The organism is Planctellipticum variicoloris (assembly GCF_030622045.1).
GTDB classification, from domain to species: Bacteria; Planctomycetota; Planctomycetia; order Planctomycetales; family Planctomycetaceae; genus Planctellipticum; species Planctellipticum variicoloris.
This window is the reverse complement of sequence record NZ_CP130886.1, coordinates 2,588,250-2,611,101: the sequence shown is the minus strand read 5'-3', so window position 1 is coordinate 2,611,101 and position 22,852 is coordinate 2,588,250. Positions and strand designations below refer to the sequence as shown.

12 protein-coding genes are annotated in these 22,852 nt (G+C 60.9%); 2 read left to right on the top strand and 10 right to left on the bottom strand.

The window, feature by feature from the left end; translation table 11 throughout:
• Positions 1-265: 265 nt before the first annotated feature.
• Positions 266-2,959 carry a helicase C-terminal domain-containing protein gene (locus tag SH412_RS10225; protein WP_336523412.1) on the bottom strand — a complete coding sequence of 898 codons (2,694 nt, stop codon included), beginning with the start codon at positions 2,957-2,959 and terminating at the stop codon, positions 266-268.
• A 418-nt stretch (positions 2,960-3,377) separates the two neighbouring features.
• On the opposite strand from SH412_RS10225, the gene SH412_RS10220 reads away from it, so the two are divergent.
• The gene (locus tag SH412_RS10220) at positions 3,378-4,760 is read left to right on the top strand and encodes a transposase (protein ID WP_336523411.1); all 1,383 of its coding nucleotides are present in this window, start codon (positions 3,378-3,380) and stop codon (positions 4,758-4,760) included.
• Between the two features lie 16 nt (positions 4,761-4,776).
• Here SH412_RS10220 and SH412_RS10215 read toward each other — a convergent pair whose 3' ends face one another.
• From SH412_RS10215 to pglZ, 5 genes are all read right to left on the bottom strand, one after another.
• Positions 4,777-5,133, bottom strand: a complete 357-nt coding sequence (locus tag SH412_RS10215; protein WP_336523410.1) for a hypothetical protein — start codon at positions 5,131-5,133, stop codon at positions 4,777-4,779.
• On the bottom strand, positions 5,130-6,959 hold the full coding sequence (locus SH412_RS10210) for a phospholipase D family protein (RefSeq protein ID WP_336523409.1): 1,830 nt from the start codon (positions 6,957-6,959) through the stop codon (positions 5,130-5,132). The genes SH412_RS10215 and SH412_RS10210 overlap by 4 nt, the downstream gene beginning before the upstream one ends.
• Positions 6,952-8,238 carry a DUF6361 family protein gene (locus tag SH412_RS10205; protein ID WP_336523408.1) on the bottom strand — a complete coding sequence of 429 codons (1,287 nt, stop codon included), beginning with the start codon at positions 8,236-8,238 and terminating at the stop codon, positions 6,952-6,954. The genes SH412_RS10210 and SH412_RS10205 overlap by 8 nt, the downstream gene beginning before the upstream one ends.
• Positions 8,239-8,333: 95 nt before the next feature.
• On the bottom strand, positions 8,334-10,388 hold the full coding sequence (gene brxL / locus SH412_RS10200) for a protease Lon-related BREX system protein BrxL (protein ID WP_336523407.1): 2,055 nt from the start codon (positions 10,386-10,388) through the stop codon (positions 8,334-8,336).
• A complete protein-coding gene (gene pglZ / locus SH412_RS10195) occupies positions 10,378-12,996 on the bottom strand; it encodes a BREX-1 system phosphatase PglZ type A (RefSeq protein ID WP_336523406.1) in 2,619 nt (872 codons plus the stop codon). The genes brxL and pglZ overlap by 11 nt, the downstream gene beginning before the upstream one ends.
• A gap of 236 nt (positions 12,997-13,232) precedes the next feature.
• Here pglZ and SH412_RS10190 point away from each other — a divergent pair, with 236 nt between their 5' ends.
• Positions 13,233-14,264: an IS630 family transposase gene (locus SH412_RS10190; protein WP_336518647.1), complete on the top strand. Its 1,032-nt coding sequence runs from the start codon at positions 13,233-13,235 to the stop codon at positions 14,262-14,264.
• Positions 14,265-14,283: 19 nt separating this feature from the next.
• On the opposite strand, the gene SH412_RS10185 is transcribed toward SH412_RS10190, so the two are convergent.
• The 4 genes from SH412_RS10185 to brxC are packed head-to-tail and all read right to left on the bottom strand — an operon-like array spanning position 14,284 to position 22,852.
• Entirely contained in the window at positions 14,284-14,853 is a 570-nt protein-coding gene (locus SH412_RS10185; RefSeq protein ID WP_336523405.1) for a hypothetical protein, read from the bottom strand.
• Between the two features lie 2 nt (positions 14,854-14,855).
• On the bottom strand, positions 14,856-18,506 hold the full coding sequence (pglX, locus tag SH412_RS10180; RefSeq protein ID WP_336523404.1) for a BREX-1 system adenine-specific DNA-methyltransferase PglX: 3,651 nt from the start codon (positions 18,504-18,506) through the stop codon (positions 14,856-14,858).
• 10 nt (positions 18,507-18,516) lie between these two features.
• Positions 18,517-19,236 carry a hypothetical protein gene (locus tag SH412_RS10175; protein WP_336523403.1) on the bottom strand — a complete coding sequence of 240 codons (720 nt, stop codon included), beginning with the start codon at positions 19,234-19,236 and terminating at the stop codon, positions 18,517-18,519.
• Positions 19,237-19,246: 10 nt separating this feature from the next.
• Positions 19,247-22,852 (bottom strand): BREX system P-loop protein BrxC, encoded by a 3,606-nt coding sequence (gene brxC, locus SH412_RS10170; RefSeq protein WP_336523402.1) that lies wholly within the window; start codon positions 22,850-22,852, stop codon positions 19,247-19,249.

Sequence of the window (22,852 nt, the reverse complement as noted above, 5' to 3'; positions counted from 1 at the left end):
TGTCCCTCTTTGCAGTGCACACCTCGATGCGGTCGGCACTGTCTGGTGCAGCTGCTTGCGGGAGGCTGCTTCGAGATCGCACGACGTGCCAGCAGTTTGACGGCGGTGGAGCAGGATCGGAGCTCGCCTTGGGGGGGGGCAGGCCCCCCCCCAAGGCGGCCGTCGATGGTTGCTTATATCCCCTCGCGGAGTTTTTGGGGTTTCGAACTCCCGCCCTTTTAGGAGACGGCGGCAATCCTCGAAATCGCAGATGACCACCGGTGGATCAGGTTTCAGAGTTACTCTCAGGCAGGACGGTCAGCATTCGCCGTTGGTAACTGATCGGGGAAAGATCAATCATGAGTGAGCTGCGAGCCTGTTCCAGAGTCTCCTCTGGCACATGTCGTAGAAGGTGCTCGATCAGTTCCGACTGCCGCGGCTGGCCGAAGGCGAGTCGGTAGATGGCGAGCGTCCGCAGCAAGGAAACGAGCCTCGCCCGGTCACGGCTGAACGGGTACAGCGGAATGATCCTCTCGATGCGGTACTGCTCGAACTCGGTCGTCTCGACGTGCCAGTAAGGGACCAGGTCGCACGTCGAATCGCCCCGCTCGTTCTGCTCGGCGATCCAGAAGAGATCTTTCCAAACGTCGGGCGAAGGCAGGTCGTCCTTCAAGAGCAGCGGGCCGTATTTTCGCGCCACCTGAAGGCGAATGACGTGCCCCTTGTACCGGTTCACGCGGCCCTCACGCTGTTCGAGGTCGATGGGGTTGCTCGGTAGGTTCCAATGCACGACCTTCCGACAGTACTGGTGGAAGTCGAGTCCTTCCTGTCCAATCGAGGGCGTGGCGAGCACGAAGGGCCGGAATGGCGAGTTGAAATTCTGGCGGATTCCGGTCACACGCTTGCTGCCCTCCTCAGTCTCGATCCGCTGATTTCCCAGATTCTCCGCGAAGTGGCACCGCAGCTTCTTCTTCTCGTCTCGCAGGAACGACGCAAGGTCGTCCACGTCGAGTGGGACGGTCCTAAACGCCATCACACCCGCAAGGCGTTCAATAGTAGCGCCTGCAGTCTCGCACTCTGACTTGAGGAGGTGAATGTACTCGTCGAGCACGGCCTGGAAGCAGCCGTCTCCGCAGTAGCGGATCACTTTTCGCCAATATGGAGTCCGTTCGGGGACGGCGATCCTGATGGCGGCAATCGATTCCGGCTTGTTAAACATGGTTTCAAGTGCGCTCGCAGCCGCGAAGGCCAGCGCGCAGTTGGCAGCGTCGTCCCCTCCGTAATGGGATCGAAGGCTTCGGAGGGCAACTATGGAGGGCGACCCCAACGCCATCTGGGCGAGAACTTCAAACAGGTCAGGCGGCAGCGGACCCAGCCCGAGTTCGTGCGGAGCGTCGAAGGCTCGCACGAGACGCTGGAAATGCAGGCTCTTCGAGGTGTCCTTGGTGTTCCCATCCGTCGAGAAGCTCGTGCGGTGGATGTCGTCGGAACAGAGCCACGACTCAGCGACTGGCCCGTAGTCGGAGCTGAGCTTGTCGAGGAGGACCGGTGCTGCCCAGTACCAGCGGTCAGACTCACCGTCGTTCCGTACATACCGCTGCAGACCGAGTCGTACCGCCAGCTCCCGGCACTTGGCGGCGATCTGTGACTCGATGGCCGCTCGGTCCCGGCCTGACGTCAGCGCTGAAGCCGGGTCGAAGAGCCCGGCGAGCGTTAGCGACGGGTACAGGAGCGTATAGTTCGTCATGCTGCCCGGCTCACCGCCTTCCGTACGGTAGACAAGCTGCGGGACTGGGTGCCGACGCCCGCCTTCGGGCACGAAATACCTGCGGGGGTCTTTCTCCTGCGGATCGACCGACTTCGGGTTGCCGATGGTGCGGCGTTCAACCTCGTAGGACAGCAATGACGCTATCATGCGGGGCACCATCAGCCACCCCGAGAACACCAGCGTCTTCGAAAACCCGTCCGTGGCATCGAAGGTTCCTGTGAGCGGGTAATACGGTAGACTCGGGGGAACCCAGAGGAGAAGTTCGGCGTGGCACGCGAGCGACTCGCGTACGAGCAGCGAGAACCGGGCGTTTGCCGCAGTCGAGTCGTCTTCGCCCATGAGGAGGCTGTAGTTGTCGATACTTGCGTGGTCGAGCCACGCCCGATCATTGCCTTCCAGAGCCGCCCGAACGCTCGGCATGTCCCGTTTCGCCTTCAGCTCTTTCTTCAGCTTGTAGTCATCCAAGAAGGACAACGGGCACGGTGCCGACTTACAGAACTCAAGCGGAGCGTGCAGCCGGTAAGATGGGCGGTCAATGGTCCCGTTAAGGGCTTGAACCACACTGTCGGTCGCCACAAACGTACGGACATCTCCAGTCGTCAGCGGAACTGGCCCATCGAGCCACTTGTCGTGGGTCATGGCGTCCCGGCGTTTTGAGACGCTCAGCCGTTCGGTGCGGCACATGACCCGCCGCAGGACCCCCTCTACCACCTCCCGGTGCGACGGGTCGATCTTGGCCGTGTCCGGCCGCAGCGTGAGCAGTTGCTTGAAGAGCGCCTGCCGGTGTCTTTCGTACTCGGCGAGAGCCTGCCGGTCGTTCTCCATCAGGAACGAAAGGACCGTTCGGAATTCTTTGTAGTGCTCATCACCGCATTCGAGGTCGTCGCCCCCGGTGAACGCCTTGAACGGGGTTGCTGAGAGCAACAGGATCTTCGTGTCCGGCTTGTGGAAGATCTGTTTGGCGATGACGGCGGCTTCCGAGTCACTATCCTCGTCGATGAGGTCTCTGAACCGCTGGAATTCGTCGAGGATGTAAAGGTCGGCCTCGATGTAGTCGATGCACTCCGATCCCAGCGCCTTCCTCAGTTGCCGGATCAGTTCGAGCGACGTGCCGCGGTAGTCGTTGTAGTTGTGAAAGTCGAGGCGGCAGGCGCACTCAACGACAGCTTCGTACAGACTGACGGAGCCGTTCAGGTCGAGTTGCTCGGACATGACATCCGAGCGGACAACCGGCGTGGCCCTGATCCGGTCAAGGAACCGCTCGGGAAGGCTCTCTCGGATGCCATCCCGGAATCGGTTCAGCCTTCGGTCTTCGAGTTGATCGGCCCAATCCTCGACGCTCCTCTGGACCGACCCCCGTAGGAGGCAGGCGAGTCCGTCAGGGACATCGCCGAGCAGGCCATCGCTCATCAGGAGCGTGTATATGATCTTACGTTCTCGCTGATGCCCCGCGTGGTCGCCGGACTGGAACGACGTGCCCGGAGTCAGTGTGTTGAGCCGAAGCAGCCCAGACTGCTCGACCTGCGGCTTTAGCAGCGTGTTGAAGTATTCCCCCTGACGCTGCCACGATCGAACGCGGTTTGTTATCTTCTCGCGGTCGGTCAGGCGCGGCGGTCACGGAGGGTTCCCGATGGCGATGGGACGGCGGAAGGAATCGCGGCAGGAGCCGCTGTTTGTCACGGCGGAGCAGCTGCCCCGCTCGCAGGGACATCCCTTCTACAAGGCGCTCAACGCGCTGCTCGCCGAGGCCGGTTTCGACCGCTGGATCGAGAAGCGGTGCCAGGCGTTCTACGAGCAGGTCGAGACTCGCGGCCAACGCTCGATCCCGCCGGGCGTCTATTTCCGCATGCTGCTGGTGGGCTATTTCGAAGGGATCGACAGTCAGCGGGGGATCGCCTGGCGGTGCTCCGACAGCCTGTCGCTGCGGGAGTTCCTGGGGCTGACCCTGAACGAATCGAGTCCCGAGCACTCGACGCTGTCGCTGACCCGCCGGCGGCTGCCGGTGGAAGTGTTCGAGGAAGTCTTTCAGTTCGTGCTGAAGATCGCGTCCGAAAAGAAGCTGCTGTCGGGGAAGACGGTCGGCGTCGATTCAACCACGCTGGAAGCGGATGCGGCGATGAAGTCGATCGTCCGCCGCGACACCGGCGAAGGCTGGAAGGCGTATGTCGTCCGGCTGATGCGGGAAGAAGGCGTGATCGCCCCCGGCGAAGAGCCGAGTGACGAAGAGGTCCGCCGGTTCGACCGGAACCGCAAGGACAAGAAGGTCTCGAACGAGGAATGGGTCAGCGAGACCGATCCCGAAGCGAAGATCGCCCGCATGAAAGACGGGACAACGCATCTGGCGTACAAGGCCGAGCACGTGGTGGACCTGGAGAGCGACCTGATTCTGGCCGCCGAGATTCGCTCGGCCGATCATGCCGACCCGCACACGCTGGTCGACAGCGTGCTGAAAGCGGAGGAAAACCTGCAGGCCATCGGCTGCGAGCACAGCATCGAAGAAGTGGCGGCGGACAAGGGGTATCACTCGGTCGCCACGCTGGAGCAGTGCCAGTCGCTCGGCTTTCGGACCTACATTCCGGAGCCGACACGCAAGAACGACTGGACGTGGACGGACAAGACGCCGGAGGACCAGCGGGCGGTGATGGGGAACCGTCAGCGGGTCCGGCGGGCGAAGGGGAAACAGTTGCAGAAACGGCGGAGCGAAGTCTGCGAACGGACCTTCGCTCACGTCTGCGAGACGGGCGGCATGCGTCGGAGCTGGCTCGAAGGGCTGACGGAGGTGACGAAGCGCTACCTGATCGCGACGGCGGCGCACAATCTCGGGCGAGTGATGTGGAAGCTGCTGGGAGTTGGCAAGCCACGGAGACTGCAGGGGCGGAATGTGGCGGTTTGGGCGGCCTTCGCGGCGGTTTGGGCCGCGCTCGATTGGCTCCTGCGGAGCCAGACCGACCGAGCCGAGCAACCCGCCGGACTCGTCGCCCCCGCCCCAATCGTCGCCCGCCTGGCCGGGTGACGGAAAAGTGCTTTGTTCAACACGCTGTTAGGGCGAGGAAGTTCAAGCGAGTGACGCTGCGGTCGAGCGACTGTTGTTGGGGATAGATGTCGAGCTTCTTGACGTTCTCCTGTCCGATGATCTGATTGGAGCAGATGTACGTAACCCGGAGCGGATTAACGTTCCCCGATTCCAGCCTGTGCAGCAGCCGTCGAGCGATGACGCCCTTGGCCACGACAGTTTTCCCCAGCCCTACCTCATCGGCGACCAGCATCCTCGACTGACCCTCAACGAACAAGCGGTCGTACACCACATCCACCGTCGCTCGCTGGAACTTCTTAAGCATCTGTAGGGCGGCGTCGATGCGGCTAAGGGTCGGGTCGTTATGGGTCACGCCGATTCTCCCACGGTCTGAGTGGCCACGTCCCGGAACGCCCGCCAAAACGCCAAGAAGTCCTGTGGCACGATCTCCGTTCCGTCCTGACCGTCCCCGTCGAGAAGTTGGGCGATCAGGTCGTCAATTTCCTTCAGACGCTTGGGACGGCGTGAGACCGTGACCAAGAGCTGCTCGAAGATCGGGGACTGAACGCCCCACGCCCCATTGTTCCAGTCCCCGTCGCGAGATTCACGGATCGCGTCCCCGCCGACGCAAGCGTCCTTGTCGAAATCTTCGGCCAGCAGGAATCTGAGGTACTCGAAGAACTTCTCCGGGTCGCTTACGATCCCTCGGACGATCGTGCCGACCCGGCCCGGGGGCATCCCGGCGACCTTGATCTTCATCAGGAACGCCTGCTGGCGCTCTTTCTCGCGGAGGATCTCGAAACGCAGGAAGCTGCTCAGGTTGCTCTCATTGATGTTCTCGAAGCGAAGTTCGATATCACCGGACCGCGGTAACGGTTCCGGGACGTGGTCCGTGTTGAACGGGGCTACCTGCACTTCGAGGTCGGCCCATGCAAGCCCGTCCGTAGCGAAATCGAGCATCAGGTCGTAGTTGGTCCCGTTCGGAGAGCGGACGAGTTCGGCCCGTGTGATCTGAAGGACGTGGAGCAGGTCGAATTCGAGACGCCGGATCCGGCGTTCGAGCGCCTCCTCGGCAGGGGCGTCCACCGCCTCCTCGGGCGAGACGAACGGCTCGAAGACCCCGGCGTTCCGGTCCGGGCCGAGCAGGTCGTCGAGCACACGCTCCAACTGGACGGCTTCGCCAGCGCCGCGAAGCTCCAGCAGAAACTCAACGTTTCTCTCGAACGCCGCCATTGTTGCATTGGCTGAGCCAATGAACCACCGATTTGCCCGGTCGCCAGTTTTAAAGACGAAGAGCTTAGCGTGGAGGTTCTGTTCGAGCGGCTCACCCTCGCCGTCCTCGGCCTTGCTCAGCGACTCTCCATCGACGACCAGATCCGACAGCGAGTAGGCGTGGAAGCCCTCGAACGTCGTCGGCATGAGCCGATTCAACTCCTCCTTACGTCCGAACAGCCACCGCTCCCCGACGACGTTCCGACGCAGCCGGTCGAGGGCGGCGTCGTGGACGAACGGAGAGACGCAGATCAGCCGCTCTCCCTTCTGCGTCTCGACGGGGTTGCGGTATTCCCCGACGCCGATGGGATGGAAACAGAAGTTCCCGTTGAACCCGTGAGGCGGCGTGAACTCAACCCGGCCCAGTTCGTTGAGGAAAAGCTCGCCACCGTCGAACGTCTGGTGATCGAGCAGGTAGCGGACGAAGTCGACGAGGGGGACATTCCGCTCCTGCGGATCGTCGGAAACATCGCCGTCGAGCGTGGCTGCGATGTCCCAACTCCGATCGTAGGTCAAGTTGCGGCTCAGGACGATCAGCCGATACCGGGCCGGTCCCCGTTCCTGCTCAAAGCGAAGCACCCAGACCTTCGGATGGAAGGAACTGTTCTCGTCCTTGGGGAGCACACCTACTACACAGTCTTCGAGCAGGCCGTAGAGCCGGTTCTGGATGCGTGGGACGTGGATCTTGCCCTCTTGGTGGTAGACGCGCAGCACCTCCGGGCACCGCTGGATCGCTTCCAGCAGCTGGACCCGTTCCCCGGACTCGATCCCCTCCAACGTCTGGGCGTAGAAGAGGGCGACGGGAATCGACAGCAGCGTGTTCAGGTCGAGCGAGTAAGTGGCGGCGACGGCACGCCGCAGGCGGTATCCGGTCGGCGGGATCAGTCGCTCGCCGTAGTCGAGGCGGTCCTTCTTGTAGTCAAGCATCGACCCGCTCCGTCCGGGTCAATCCGTCATCGATATCCATGATGATCGTCCTCGCCTGCGAGTACCGGTAGTCGAGCGCGTCGATGCCGATCCACTTCGGCACCCGCTCGCTGGAGTTGTCCTTGAGACGAGCCCTCGCCCCCTTATTCAGTCGCTCCTGTGTCGCCACAAGCCGGTCGAGGCCGCTGACCGCCTCGGTACCGCTGCGGACGGCGGCAATCCAGTTGGCGACAAAGAGCCTGGTGAACGGCTTGATCTGTCGCCGGTGCCTCTTTGCAAGCTGCCACAGGAAGTCGGTTTCCCAGCGGTCCCAGGAGAACCCATGCATCTCCGACCGCCACGCCTCCCACCGCTGCTCGAACTCGGCCCGCCGCTCCTCCGTTCCATGCCTCGCCTGAAGGGCAACGTTGTAGCGGATGTGAGCGCCTTTCAGCAGTTGCCAGAAGTCGTTCGCCGCCCAGAGGACTCGCCGCAGTTCGTCCGTCAGACGCCCAAGGAACGGCGTTCCCTCGCAGAACTCGGCGAACCGCCAATCGTCCGGCAACTCGACGAAAGTGTTCCTGATCTCGTCGTCCATCAAGATCTGACCGAGCAGGCTCTCCGGCACGCGGGTCTCGATCTGGCGGGCCAAGAAGTTGGCCTCGTCGAAACTGAGGTGCAGCGTCAAGGACTCTTCCCAGCCTTCCGCGTAGGCCGCTGTATGAACGACAGGCCCGCCGACATCGACCGCATCAGGGTCGTCACCCTTGGTCTCGTCCGAAGAGCCGATGAGGTCATGAAGCGCGGAATCAGGATTGGCGAAGATCCTCATGAACTCCTTGAGGGAGAGAGAAGTCGTGACCAGCCCGAATGTCCGCAGACCATTCCAGTAGACTGAGGACGGCTTCCGCTGGACCTCGCCCTTCTTGCCGACGAAGTCGACTCCGATGATGCCACGCTCGGGGCGTGTCCTGTGGTTCCGCTCCAAGGCCCCCATGACTTGGTTCTCTCGCTCCTTCAGGTACTCAGCGAGGCTACTTCGATGGCGGGTTTTGAGGGGAAGCCGCTCGTAGTCCCGAAGGATGCGAGGGATTGTCAGGAAGTACTTGGCACGGGTCTGGATCGTCAAGATGCCTGGAAAGAGCGTATCCGAGAATGAATCTCGGATGGCACCAATCCCAAGCTCGTCGAGAACGGAAGGAACCCCCAGCAGGTCCAAGACCGTCCTGACCTTCTCCCGATGTTCGGAGGAAAAGTCGATCCAGCCTATCGACGAACTGCGCCCATTGCCGTTTAACATGTGCTGCCAGGTGACTATGAAATGTGTGCTTCTAGTTCGCCAAGCCGGTACAACTCGACGACGATGTCTCCAGACTCAGTGAATGTTGCTCGGTTTCATTGCACCCCCAACGCCTTGAACACGGCATCCGCCGGATCGGCGTAGAACCCGGTCTGGAACTTGGCGAACAGCTCTCCGGGGATCGTCGGAATATCCTTCACGCTCGCCATCGGCAGCAGCAGGCGGCGGGCTCCGGCGTCGAAGGCAACCTGGAGCGACTCCGCCAGGTTCTCGACCGGGACGATGTTGCCGCCCAGACTCATGCTGCCCAAGACGACCATCTGCTGCTGGATCGGCTTCCCAAAGACTCCCGAGCAGAGGGCCACGAATGCCGCCAGGGTCATCGCGGTCGTCGGTCCGGAGTTGTGGAGTTCGACGATATGCAGATGGTAGTCGTGATCTCCGGGCTTGATTGACGAACTGACGCGATTGGCATTCGCCTTGAAGTAGTCGAAGCCGACCTTGATCGCTTCCTTGGCCGTGGAGTTCGAGCCGAGGCCTGAGGTCTTCAGCGCGCCGTTCCCGGAGGTGACCTGAGTCTCCAGCCGATACAGCCCCAGGTGACCGCTGGAGCCCGTGGCCACCGTGTGCAGCACTCCAGGATTCAGCGGTGCGTCCGGGATCAGCGAGCCGCTGCTCTGTTCCGGAACGCTGATGAAGCGCTCCTCCATCGTTTCCGCGTCGATGTAGGAGAAGTGGACGTCGAAGAACTCCATCCCGCCGATCTTCTTCAACTGCTCCTTCACCCGGCGGCGGACTTCGAGAGCGTATTCCAGGCAGCGACGCACGGCCTCCTTGTCGTACGCCTCGTTCGGGTACAGCAACTTCAGCAGGCCAGAGACCGTGTGCTTGACGGCGATCGTATCCCGCTGGTTCAGGTCCCGGCCGAGCTTGAAGTACTTGTTGATGGCATCGCTGAAGTTTCGCTTGCGCATCTCCCGAATCCATTCGGCGAGGTAGTCCACGATCAGCCCGTACTGATTCGTGAAGAACTCCGGCCGCATCTTTGGAACTTCCCAGCCCGGCACGTACGCGTGGAAGCGATCAAAGAAGGCCGAGTCGATCATGGCCTCCGGGAACGGGGCGAAGAGGTGGCCGGTCTTGACCAGCCCCTCGACCGTCTGGCCTTCCTTGAAATTGCCGACAAAGACCATCGAGGCGTAGGCGTTGATGGCGTCCCGGCCGCGGGCGAACGAGCCCGAAGCCATGTAGTCCTTCATGATCTGGACGCCGTCCTTGTCCTTGAAGGAGATGCCCGCCACTTCGTCGAACGCCACCACGTCCCACAGGCCGACCAGGCCGACCTGACGCCGGGCCATGTTGTAGAACAAATTGGCCACCGTCGTCTGTCCGCCCGACACCAGAATGCTGTTCGGGCTGATCTCCTTGTAGACGTGGCTCTTGCCGGTGCCGCGGGGGCCCAGTTCGGCCAGGTTGAAGTTGTTCTCGACCAGCGGAATCATGCGGGCCAGCAGGTGCCACTTGACGCGCTCCGGAAAATTGGCCGGCTCCATGCCGGTTGATCGCAGCAGGACGTCGATCCACTGCGATTCGGTGAAGGCCTGCCGGGCCTCGAAGAGTTCGTCGAGATCCAGGTTCGGCATCTGAATCGGCTTCAGATCCCGCAGCAGGAACGGCGAACCCTTCTGGTCCGCTTCGAAGAAGTATTCCAGCGTGGCGATGCACCAGATGCCGCCGACCAGCAACTTCTCGTACCGCTTGACGATCTCGCTGGGGACTTCGATGCGACCCACCCCCAGATTGCCCAATTCGGCCTCGTAGACGTCCCGCTTCTCGTTGAGGGCCACCGTCACTTTGTCGATGATCTTCAGGCTGCCTCGCTCCCGGATCGTCGACTTCACCTTCTCGGCTTCGTCAGGCCGGACGTAGTTCTCCGCCAGGACGCGTTTGACCGTTTGCAACCCCTCGGCAATGACGGTTTCGTCATTGGAGGCGCAGTAGCTGCCGAGCAAGTATTCCAGCACATAGACGGGGACGTTCGCCCCTTCCTTGACCAGCTTGGTCAGGTCCTTGCGCACGACCTTGCCGGGAAAGTGCCGGTTCAGCAGGTCATCGAGTCCGTGATCCGGAGCCGCAGTTTCAGAAGTCATCGGTAAAAGCCCTGTCGATAATCACTTCCACGCTCTGCTGCTCGACACCAGTTTCGGCATCCCGCAGGACGAGGCGGTACTGAGTCTTCTTGTCGTACGGTCGATCCTTCAGGGCGAGGCTGACCCACTTTTTCCGCTCTTCCATGTTGGCAGAAGTGCTTTCGAAGGTCACGGTCTGCGTATCGGTGACCGGCTCGCCATTCTCGCACACGGCAATCTTGAGCGTCATCGGCTTCAGCCGCTCGCCGACGGGTTCCATTTGAATCAGTTCAAAACGGTGCCGGGAGGCGGTGATGCGGTGATTGGCTCCCAGCACCTGCACGGCCACGGGCCTGGTCTTCGTTTCCTGAGCCGACTTGCCCCGGACATGCCGGACGGTGAGGACCGGAATCGCGATCTCCTGCAGCATGGCTCCGCCGTGGACAAACCGGGCTCCCCCCACGAAGTGGAACAGGTTGGTCCCTTTGGGAATCCAGAATTCCATCTCTCCTTCGGCCCTGGCCGTCACACTCAGTTGCCCATGCCAGGCGGCCTCGTGGTCCGGCAGGTGCTGCCCCAGCAGATACCGCTTTTTGGCGAGAACAGTTCCTGCTGGCTTCTGCTCCAGCTTGCTCTTGTCCGTGGCGACTGGCTCATCTTCGGTGAAGAGGAAGCCGTGGTCCGCGGTGACGACGATGTAATGGCCATTCAGATTGTTGACGACGTGGCCCACCAGGTCGGCCAGCTCGCGAATCGCCGACCGGACTCCCTCGAACGTCTTACCCTCCGTCTTGTCGACGTCGCCTACGGCATCGATCGTGTCGTGATAGATGTAGATCACCCGCTTATCTTTGACGAACTCCCGGCCCTCCTCCTTCTTCCGAGCCATCAACTCGTCACTCTTGCAGGCCGCGCCGCCGACCGACTGCAAAATCGCGTCCCGGCTGCCGGCGCTGCTCGACTTGCCATCGACCAGAACGTCGGTCCCCTTGCAGGCGAGCGACTTATGCGGCAGCAGGCTGGCCATGCCGAGCGCCGTGTAGGACGGCAATACGCCGAGTTGCGACGAGAGCGTGGCTTCAAAGCGGTACTTCCCGTTCAATTCGGCGGCGAGTTCCTCGGCCGCTTCGTAGCGGAAGGCGTCGCTGATGATCACGAAGGCCCGCCGATTGTCTCCCTCATCGAGCCAGGGGCGAACGGAGCGGTCGTAGAAGCGATACTGATTGGGAACACCTTCGATCTGCCAGTGGGAGAGCAGGCCGTCGGGAGCTTCGAAGAACTTGCCCCAGCCCAGCGCCAGGTCGGTCAGGTAGCCGTTGACGTAATGGGCTTCAATCTCGGACCGCAGCGGCTTGAGGATGTTCCAGCCCCGGGCCTCGGCGACGTCCGCCGATTCGCAGAAGTGTCGGTAGAGCTGGTCGAACCGGAACAGCTCGTCGACGTAGGCCCGGTACATTTCCGAGGCATTGGCGAAGCTGAATCCATGCTGGTGTTCGTTGCGGAGAGCATAGAAGTCGGCGGCGGCAATCAGCGCCTCGTAGACGGCGTGCAGGGCTTCGCGGGGAGCGAAGTCCGAACCGGCGACGGCCTGCGTGGCCCAGTGGCCCGACTGCCGGCGGAGAGCGATCTGCCGGACTTCCCCGGCATTGACGGTCGCGACCGTCGACCGGATCAGTTCCCGCAGACTGTGGGCGATCCGTTTCTCCACAAGCAGGAACGTCATCACGTCGATGAGCTGGTTCCCTTCCAACGGACCGAGATGATCTTCCAGCTTCAGGATGGCGGCTGCCGCGGCGGTGAGCCGGTCGTAGCTGGCTCCCTTGCTGCTGGAATCCCGCCATTGGGCCAGGCAGACCACGGCGTTCGACCAGCCGTGGCGGGGCAGCACCAGGCCGGCGAGGGCCTGCGGGACGTCGCCGCGGAGGTGATACGCGAAATCGGTGACCAGCAGGCGGAGCAGGAAGTTTCTCAGGCTGGGATTGTCGTCTTCGTAGCCGAAGCTGGCTTTGACCATCTGCCAGAACGGTTGGTCGAGGTCGAACTTTTCCATCAGTCCCCAGGCGGCCGGCGGCTCGTCCAAGTCGACTTCGCCGCCAGCTTCCAGAAAGGCGTGAAAGAGCGTGCGGACGAGATTGAACAGTTCCGGCTGGTCGGCGCGGGCGACCACGGCCATCATCTTGCGGTCGAGATCGGGGGCGGCGTCGTCCGGGTTGACGAGCGACTTCAGCTTCTGAAGGCGCTCCTTGGCGTCGAAGAACTTGCGGTACTTCAGCAGGTGCTCGCGGAGGCTCAGCGTCAGGAGCCCCAGCTCCTGCAGCAGAATCGAGGCCCGGTCGGCCCGGAAGCCTTCACTGTAGAGTCGGACGTCGAGGAGCCAGTCCTCCTGCGGATCGGGTTCCTCGGTGGGGGCATAGAGGAGGAACTTGCCCGTCGGGACTTCCCGTTCGAGGCGGATCTTCGCTTCCAACGCCCCGACTTCGTCGAGCCGGAGCGTCGTCACGCCATCCAGGCTGAGGAACGGGAGGAGATTGAGGAACTCCCGGTCGGGATCGTTCCAAAAGACGATCCGCTGGCCGTCCTGGTTGAAGAGGCGGTCCAACGCCGTGTGAATCTGGTTGAGGTCGCTCATTCTCCCGTCGTCTCCTCATCGGCATCTGAATCCGATCCAGCAGCGTCGCAGCTCACTCCCCCAAGAGTGGGGATTGCTACGTCGGGTTGGTCGAGCCAATACAGGATCACGCTGTCAACTAAATCACCGGCCACGAATGTGAGGCGCGCGGCAGAGCGGAGGGATTGCAGTGGAAACGAGATGGGGAACCCTTACCTTGGAGGTATCACAACTCCAAACCAAGGAAGGAGTTCCCCATGGAAGGCATTCTTTCACCCCGGGCGGAGCGCGCCAAGCAGCGGTTGTCCGAGCAGTTGAAGTTTCTGAAGGACGCCGGGCTGAGAACGCGGTATCTGATCGTGATCCATCGACTGGAAGGACGTTCTCCCACCTGGATTGCCCGCTCGCTCAAGGTCGGTCGCAGCACCGTGTATCGGACCGAGCAGCGTTACGGGAAGGACGGCGAGATCGGTTTGTTCGACCGGCGGGGCGGCAACGGGCCACGGAAACTGACCGAGGAGTACCTGACGCAGTTGCGGGAGGTCGTGGCCGGCGATCCGCTGCAGGACGGCTGGAAGCGGCCGACCTGGACGCGGGAGATGCTGATCACAACGCTCCGTCGACGGACGAGTGTGAAGATCAGCCTGTCGACGATGAGCCGGGCCTTGCGGCTGATCGGGGCGCGGCGCGGACGACCGAAGCCAACGGTCGAGTGTCCGTGGCCGGAGGCCGAAAAACAGCAGTGTCTGGAGCAGATCGAGGAACTGGTGGCGCATCTGCCGACGGGCGAAGTGGCGGTCTGGGAGGACGAGATCGACATCCATCTCAATCCGAAGATCGGCGAGGACTGGATGCTCCGCGGGCAGCAGAAACAGGTTCTCACGCCGGGGAAGAACGAGAAGCGTTACCTGGCGGGGGCTCAGGATGCGCGGACGAAGGAGTTGATCGCGATCGAAGGCGACCGGAAGGACACGGCGTTGTTCGTACTGCTGCTGTGGGAGCTGACGCAGCGCTATCCGCAGGCGAAGAAGATCCATGTCGTCCTGGACAACTACGCGATCCATACGACCCGACTGGTGCGGGAGAGTCTGGCGACGCCGCTGGGGCGCAGGCTGCGCCTGCACTTCCTGCCGCCGTACTGTCCGGATCACAACCGGATCGAACGAACGTGGGAGGACTTACACGCCAACGTGACACGGAACCACAAATGCTCGACGATGCCGCAACTGATGCGAAACGTCCGCTCCTACATCCGCCGACACAACCACCGGCGACCGGCGGCGCTGTAGGAACGACCATCGAAGTGTTTCAGAATCGTGGCCGGTGATTTAGATTGAGACAGTAAAATAGGTCGAACAGTGATCTTTGCACGATAAAGTAAATTGTCGCCTTGCCGCCGGACGAGATAGAGTCCCATTCGTCCGCTGAACCAGCCTTCGTGTGGGCCACAAATCCATAAAGCACTAAATCAATTGCGTCTTTTACTGTATATAACTTACTTCCAACGCGAAAGTTCATCGGGGCGCTCTCAAGCGTTCTCTTCCAAAACGATCGAGAGTATTCAGACCAGGCGACAAGCTCGCTCCTCCCACATCTTCGACGAATCGTCTTGCAGATCTTAAAGAACTGTACCGCGTCATCATTGAGCAAAAACTGACGCAGCGTTGATAGGGCGGAGCGGAAATGGTCACGATCGAAGCCCTTGAACGGAATGGAATCGCCGTCAAGCGGCCCACCGAACTGAAAGTCGACTTTGAGAGTCACCGCTCCATGAGTCACAACACCGCATTCGCGCAAGTCTTGAACTCGTTTCCGAAAAAGCCGAAGAGACCGTTCTTCATCGGCAGACAGAGGATGCAAAGACGTATTACCGCTCATATCTACTCCTCATCCTTTCCACCCGTAATCGCTTTCGACTCCGCCAGCAGATCCCCGAACTTCGCGTAGTTCACCTTCACCCCATCGTCCAGGTCGAGCCTGATCCGCTGGTCGGCGGCGTGTTTCAGTTTTTCGTCGAACTCCAACAGCTCGGCCTGCTGCTTTCTCAGCCGGTCCCGTTCCTTCTCGAACTTCTTTCGCTGGCTGGTGCTGGTGGCCTGCGTGATCTCCGTGGCCAGCTGGTCGATCCGGGCGGTGATGGCCCCCTGGGCCTTGAAGACGTACTCGGTGCGCATCCGGGCCAGCGTGCCTTCGTGGTAGCGGTGCAGATAGACGAGGCACTGAAAGGCCCGCTGCTTGCCGCTGGAGAACAACCAGTAGATCGGCCGCTTCCTGTAAATTGACAGGTGGTGCTTGTAGAAGCCCGTTGCGACGTAGCGGCGGATCGTCTCCCGTGGCTGCTCGCCGTTGTTCGGGCCGAGACTGTCGGCGACGAACGTCAGGTTCTCTTCCAGGTGTTCCTTCGGCCACGCCACGCTGATGAACTCCACGATGCGGTTCGTGGCGTCGTCCCGGATGCCCCAATCGGTTTCGAGCAGCGGGATAATGCCGTCGTCATCGGCCCGGAAGGTCTTGTACTGGCTGGGGTCGAAGCCCTGGTTGCCGCTGTGGGCGTAGATCAGCCCCGGCTTGTCGAGGCTGTAGCGGCCCATGATGCAGCCGATGGCATAAGAGAGCAGACGTTTGATGTCTTCTTCTCGGTCGGGCCGGTAGAGCGTAATCTGGTCGTCGGGAACTTCGGGTGAAAGCTCGTCTTGCAGGCCGTAGGCTTCGAGGAAGTGGCGATTGTTATCCTCTTCAAGCATTTTCATGTGGGCGAAGCGAGTCCGACATTCAGCGTCGGCGGCTTCCTGTGCTAGAGGCAGCGTTGCGGCTTTATGATCTAACAGCAGGAACGTTGCGAAGTCCCACGAGGTTTCAAACGAATCCCAGTCTGATTTGGAAACGGCGATTGCCTCATTTACCACATGGAGGATGAGCGGCCATCGTGATGACAGATGTGTTCGGCCAAATGGCAACGTGGCGATGTTGCCGACCTGAAAGTTTACCGTTGGATTCATCACCTTGAGGCATTCAAATGCCATAGAGGAACACAGGAATCCAACAACGACTGGCAGATCAGCTTCAGATGGAAATGCTGAAGACCCTCCCACATCAAAAATAAACCCCTTGGGTGAATACCGCACACCGAAGAACGAGACACTGACAAACGACCAAGTTGCAGAAGGCAAGAAGTAGAAGTCGGTGTTTTGCGCCCGTGACCGGATGTATCCACTATCGTCTGAGAATTCACGGATGGCTTTCCCGTCGAACTCCCAGTTCACAAGGTATTCATTGTTTCCATACCATTTCCTGAATTCACCGCCCTTGTTGTACGGGAACCATTTGAGCTTTGATTCTGAGGCGGCATGCCGTGACTCCATACCGAAACCGATCTTGGCCGAATCGACTTCATGCCACCGGCGCAAGAACTGTGAATTGTCGGCAGTTGCCAAGCCTTGCTTGGCAACTGCGACTGCTCCTAGCTGTTCTGAATGAGCGAAAACATCCATCAATGCTTCGCTCACCCAATATGCCACAGGGCAACCGGGGATTGTGGCGAAGTCGGCATTGCACGGCGTGTGCGTTGTTGATGTGTGGAAGCGAGACTCCAGTTCCTCGTTGCTCGCAACACTGCCTTGCTTCTCGAAGAGGCGGCGATAGCTGCCCCGATACTCCGGCAGGTGGGCCTTGCGAATCACGAACGCACAACTGCCGAAGTCCGAGCCGAACACGCCCCGGCCATTGTGAATGAAGGTGTCGATGGACTGTGTATCGAACAGCCTTTTCCGCAACTCCTCAAAACTGCTGAGAAACATCCAATTCGGAATGTTAATCATGCCGTGGAAGCCGCTCGGCTTAGTGGCTCGATTGTTCCGCTCCATGAAGCAGGCGTACAAATCGGCCTTTCCTTCTTTGTATTCTGTGTTAATGAATGCCTTGAGCGTGGGCGTGTAAAACTTGCTGCCCATGTACGGTGGATTCGCTACCACAGCGTCGTAGCGGCGACCGAGGAGCCGAGCCTGCCGCAAAAGCGGCTTGAGGACGTGGGCCGAGGCGTGCGTCAGGTCGCCGAACTTTAACACGTCTTCGAGCCGCTTTTCGATTTCCGGCAGCTTCGCCGCCAGCTTCGGCGGAATCTGGATCAGCGAGCCGAAGGTCTTGGCGTTGTCGAACAATTCCACCAGCGAGGCGATGTCGGCCTGCGAAACGTGGCCCTTCTCGGCCAGCGCCTTCTTGCTGAAGAGCCCGCGTTTCTCCTCGTCGATCTCTTCGAACAGAGACTCCTGCGGCACATCTTCCTTGTTGATCGGCGAGTTTAGAGCGTGCGTGATGTCAGCGGCGTTCAGGCCCTGGCTGTCCTGGAGCGCCACGATGTTCGGCTTCGCCTCGCTGTCGAAGAGGCGGCGGTCGTCGGCACGGGCTTTCATCATCAGGGCGAAGGCGGCAAGCTGTGCCGCCCGGTCGTCGATCTCCAGGCCGAACAGGTTCTGTCGCAGGATCAGGGCGGGGATGTCCCTGGCCCGGTAGCCCCGCTCCTGGTAAATCGCTTTGAACAGGTCGTAGGCTTCGACCAGGATGTGACCGGAGCCGCAGGCCGGGTCGAGCAGCGTCAGTTCTTCCGGGTTCAGGCTCGTCGGCGTGATCGCCTGCAACTGCTCCTGCACTTCGGGCGTCTGCTCGGCGGGATCGATGTAATACTCCATCTGCTGCCGCAGGGCCGACTGCGGGTAGGTCGCCAGCCATTGCCGACCTAGCGTGTTCTGCACGAGGTACTTGACGATCCAGTTTGGCGTGAAAAGCTGCGTGGCGGCGGGGATGTCCTCGCTGGCGACCACCTTGCCGATCACTGCGTCCTTCTTCTCCGAGATGTAGAACTGGTACAGCCAGCCGATGATCTCGACCTCCTGCCAGTCCTCCTCGTCGATGTCGCCGACCAGCTTGCGGATCAGCGAATCGGAGTGGAGCAGGTTGTCGGGGAGCAGCAGTTCCGTCTCGTCGTCGAGCTTCTCGAACAGGAACGGCATCGCAGTATGCAGGGCGTTGCACTGGGCGACCAGCAGGCGGCGGTAGAGTTCGCTCTCCTTGTTCCCGGCCAGCTTGAGGTCGATGACGGCATCCCGCGGCAACCCCGGCAGCTCGACATGCTCGGCATGCTCCAGAATCTCGGGCGTCGCTTTGCCTTCCGGATGGCTGAGTACCCGGTAACCGTGTTCCAGGTAGCCGTGCAGCTCCATGTAACGAATGGCGACGAGCCGGTTAAACCACGTGTAGGCCAGCGCCTCCATCGTCGGCCGAAAGCCGTGCGCGGTGATTCGCTCCTCCAGGGCCTTCCGCTTCTTGACAACCGACCGGGGAAAGTCCCGGCCGGCGATCACGGCGACGTTCCCCTGCTCGACGATCGGCTCGAAGACGGGAACCAGCCTCTGCTGGCCGTCGGCGTCTTTCCGCTCTTCCTCACGAATCCCATAGAACAGGGCGCGATCGGTGATCGCCTGGAGGAAATCCCGGCGGGCCTGCGGAGCGTAGTTCTTCAGCTTGGTGCGGTTCATGGATCTCGACTCAGTCATTTCCAATGGCGTCAGCAGGAATCCAGATCCAACCCTCAGAAAGAGGCGGATCGTCAACCGGGGCGACTAGCTGGTTGCGGTCGGCCACAAACAGGTAGGCGACCAGAGCACAGACAACGGCGTCAATTCTGTCTTGGGTCGCCACGGCGACTCGAAGTGCCTCAAAACACTTCATCAGCGTTGCGGACTCACGGCATGGGGTGGGATAAGTTTCGATTGCCGTCACGTTGTCGTTCGCCCAAATGCCGCATTGGTTAGCGTGCAATTGGAGCTTGCGAAGCAGATGTATGCCCTTGGTTGCCTGGCTGCCGATCATGTCCTTGATGGCTGACAGAGGAGAGAACCCTCTCCGGAACAGCCACTGCTCGGTTTGGCGATAGAGATACGGATTCCGAGAATAGTCGTCAGGGATATCGTCGTTGAAAAAACGGCCGCCGAGCAGTTCGCCGATCGCCGCTGGTAGGCCGAGTGGGGTGTCAATGGCAAGCACAATTTCGTCCGCCGGTCGAATCTGCGTTCCACAACGGGTGTTAATGAGGCTCGCCAGATCCCTGAGGCAGTTGATGTCGTGTCTTATGTTGCCACGGGCGACTTGGCCGACCACGGAAAGATCGCCAGCATCATTGACCGTGAGTACGGCCAGCGCATCCCTGCTATTCGGATTCTTGTCGCAATTCCAACCGCCAACATCCCAGCCGACAAAATAGTGCATAGTTCACCCGCTAGCGAATCTGAATTCGTTCGTTGGCGGCGATCGCCTGCTCCAGTTGCTGACGCAACTTGTCGAGGAATCCGCTCACGTCCTCTGCGGTCTCCAGATAGGCCGCCTGCACCAGATCCGCCGGCTTGATGATCCGCTGCTTTTTGACTGGCGGAGGTTTTGATGTCGTGGAGTCCTTTCCGTTGCCACCGGCGGGCTTCTGCTCCGCCTGCTTGCGGACGAATTCTTCGATCCGAGCCACGCCAGCGTTGAAGACTGAGACGGCTTCGGTTTCGGCCTGGGTGATGTGGGCGAGGCTGGCTTCCCGCTCGACGCGGGCCCGCAGGGTTTCCAGCGGCTTCAGGCACGCTTCCCGGAGTTCCGCCAGGTTCTGCGCGGCTTCGACAAGATCCTTCGTCAGCTGCGTGATCAGGGCGTCGATCTGCCGGATGGCCGCGGCACGCCGCTCGGTGAGCAGAGAGGAGTTCACCGCTTCCGCAGTCGTGATCAGCCCCTCGGCCTCCTTGATCAGGCCGTACGGGCTGGCCGCCTCCAGGATCTCGCGCATCCGCCGCAGAGCCGGTCCCGCCTGATCGTCCTTCTCCAGCTCCAGGCGGTTGAGCTGAAACTCTCCGTAGGATTTCCGCAGCTTTTCCCAGGTCGGTTTCTGGTGGGTGTAGAAGTGCTGCAGATCGCGGAAGTGGTCCGCCAGGTCGAGCAGATCCTGCTTCAAGCGATTGAAGCGCTCGATGAATTTCCGGCTCTCCTTGTCGTTCAGCAGCGGGGCAATCAGCGTCAGGCCGTCGGTGATTTCGGTCTGGCCGGGATACTGACCGGTGTCAGCCAACTGCTTGAAGCCGTGCAGGGCCGTCTGCCACTCTCGCAGGCGCGTCTGGAGGAACGCCATCAGGCCATCCTCCCCATCCGGCCCCATGTCGGCAAACAGGTCCTTCCCCAGCAGCCGGGCGTTCTGAATAGCCTTGGGATCAGACGTTTCCCGCCGCTTGACGATGACCTTGCGGCGTTTGGACGGCGTCGTGATCGCGTCGTAGACCTTGTCGACGGGCAGCAGCACGGAGTCCATCAGCAAGTTGACCTCGCTGAGGACGACGAGCCGGGCCAGGAGCAGCAGAACTTCCTCTTCGGGCCATCCGTAGGGGCGGACCGAATAGCGCTTCTCCAGCATGTCGTGCAGGACCACCTGCTGACTCTTCATCGCACAGAGCTGGAGGTAGCTCCGCAGGTCTTCGAGGGCTTCCGGGTTGTTCTCCCCCTTCTGGAAGAGGAGCTGCTCTTTGGCGACGTCATTACTGCGGAGGACCGCCTGAATCTCCTTCAGAGGCTCCGACGACAGCCGCTTGAGGAGTCCCATCTTGGTGAAGGTGTTCTGGATGAGGTACTCCATCGCCTCTTCCAGGGCCCCCATCGGGTTGACCGACTTGATCTTCAACAGTTGCCCGGTGACGAAATACTCGGCAGCCGGCAGCATGTCGCTCAACAGGGCGATGAGTCGTTCCCGACGCTGGCGATTGTCGTCTGCACAGTCGCGCAGGATCTTCTTCGTCGATTCCGCGAGCGTGCCATCGTCCTTGCGGGAAAGGTACCTTTCCGTCTGCAGATAGATCCGCAGCTCGGCCCCGAGCGTCTTGTCGTTCCCGAGGCGGATCAGGACGTGGCCTCCGTCGGCCGAACTTTCGAGCAGTCCCCGGGACTTGTCGTACAGCTCGTAGTCGTCTGCCAAGGGAGAAATGACGGAGACGAGGAGGGCGTTTTCCTTCTGATTGCCGATCGGAAACTGGTCGCAACGGCGATTGAACTCGAAATCCATCTTGTTCGCGCTGAAGCGATGCTTCTTGTGTTCCTTCAGTACGTCGTTGAAGATCAGTTGGCCGAGTCGACGGGACTCTTCGCCAGCGACGAGGTCGACCTCCTTGATTTCTTTGTTGATGTCCCGTTCTTCGTTCGTCAAGAAGAAGTAGAGGTCGCCATTGCGGCTGATCAGGGTCTCGCTCTCCAGGCGGGCGACGCTCGCTTCAATCTGGCGGCGTAGAGACACGCGGTCCCCGTCGATCTGGTTCATGCAGAGCGTGACCAGGTTGTCGACGTTCCCCTTCATCTCGTCAACGTAGCGAATCAGAAACAGCGCCTGCAGCAGGCGGACGTCAAACGGTTCGAGACTGACGTTCTCGCCGGCCTGGTCGATGGTTTTCTTGACGGAGGTATCGAGAAAGCTCTCGATCGAGGGGTAGAAGTCGTAAAGCGGCACCAGCAGGCCGACTTCACCGACCGAAGCCGTCTTGGCTGCGGACTGGAAGGCGTCGAGCATGGACCGCTCGCCGCGCGCCAGGTGCATGCCGGTCGCCCCGGCTTTGCGAATGGCTTCGAAGATCTTCTGCACCAGCTGAAACTGGTAGGGCGCGAACGGGTAGTTCTTCGCGAAGTCCTCGCCGTCTTTGAACTGGCGGAAGGTCATCCCGCAGTCCTTGAAGAGGAGCTGGTGCTTGAGGACGTCCCCCTGCTTCTGGAAGACGATTTCGAGTTCCGGACGGACATCGGCCCGCTTGGCGAGCAGACGGGATTGAATGACCTCGTCGACATTGGCGCTGGAGAGGGAGAGTGGCGGGAAGAAGCGGCCCTGGATCTTGGAGAAATCCTGCTTCTTTTGCTTGCTCATGTCCCCCAAGACGGTATCCATGTCCTCCTGAGACGTGACGACGACCCAGGCCCGCCGACGGCACATGGTCCCAAGTTCCTCGGTGATCGTCTGCAGGTTGAGCATCAGGTGAGAGTCGGTCCCGATGAACTGGCCGACTTCGTCCACGAGGAACACGATCCGGTGCTGCGGCCCCTTGGAATCGAGGTACTCCTTGACCCACTTGCAGAAGTTCTCCACGGACAGCGAGAAACTGTCCTCGGCCCCGTCGATCCACTTTTCAGCGGCCGCCTGGCTCTGGCCCAGCGTTTCGCTGAGGGCTTTGACGACCTCATCCCGGTTGAACTGGTAAGCGTCGCGCTCCTGCAGCCAGTTCAGTCCTGTGTGCCGCGCATAGGCCTCCTGAAACGACTTGAGCTTCCCCTTACCGTCGAGATACCGCTCCAGGTGGGCGATGTGGGGGTGGTCGCCGCTGTATCCCTGCAGTTCGTTGAGGACGCGGAGGAAGACGCGGAGAATCAGGTCGCGGCCCTTGCCGGTCCCGTGATCAGCCTTGCTGTCGATGTTGAACAGAATGACGTCGGTCTGGCTAGCGACGGCCTTCTTGATATCGGCGAAGAGCATGGCGTCCGGCACTTTGCTCTCGAAGAAGTCGACGGCCTGCCGGCTCTGGCCGTTGTGCGTATGCGTGCGATTGCGGAGCAGGTACGAGAGCACTTTCAGGAAGTGCGACTTACCGGAACCGAAGAACCCGGAGATCCAGATGCCCATCTTGCCCGTAGGGTCGGTCGACTTTCCCTGGTCCACCGCCTGCAGGTACCAGTCGATGAACTTCCGGAAATGCCCGTCGAGTTCCCGCGTGATGACGAATTCGTCGAGTTCCTGCCAGACGGAGGACTCGTCGAGCTGGTCGGCTTTCACAACGCCGTTGATCGGCCGGAAGATGTCGCGTTCGAAGAGGTTCTGGATGAGCAT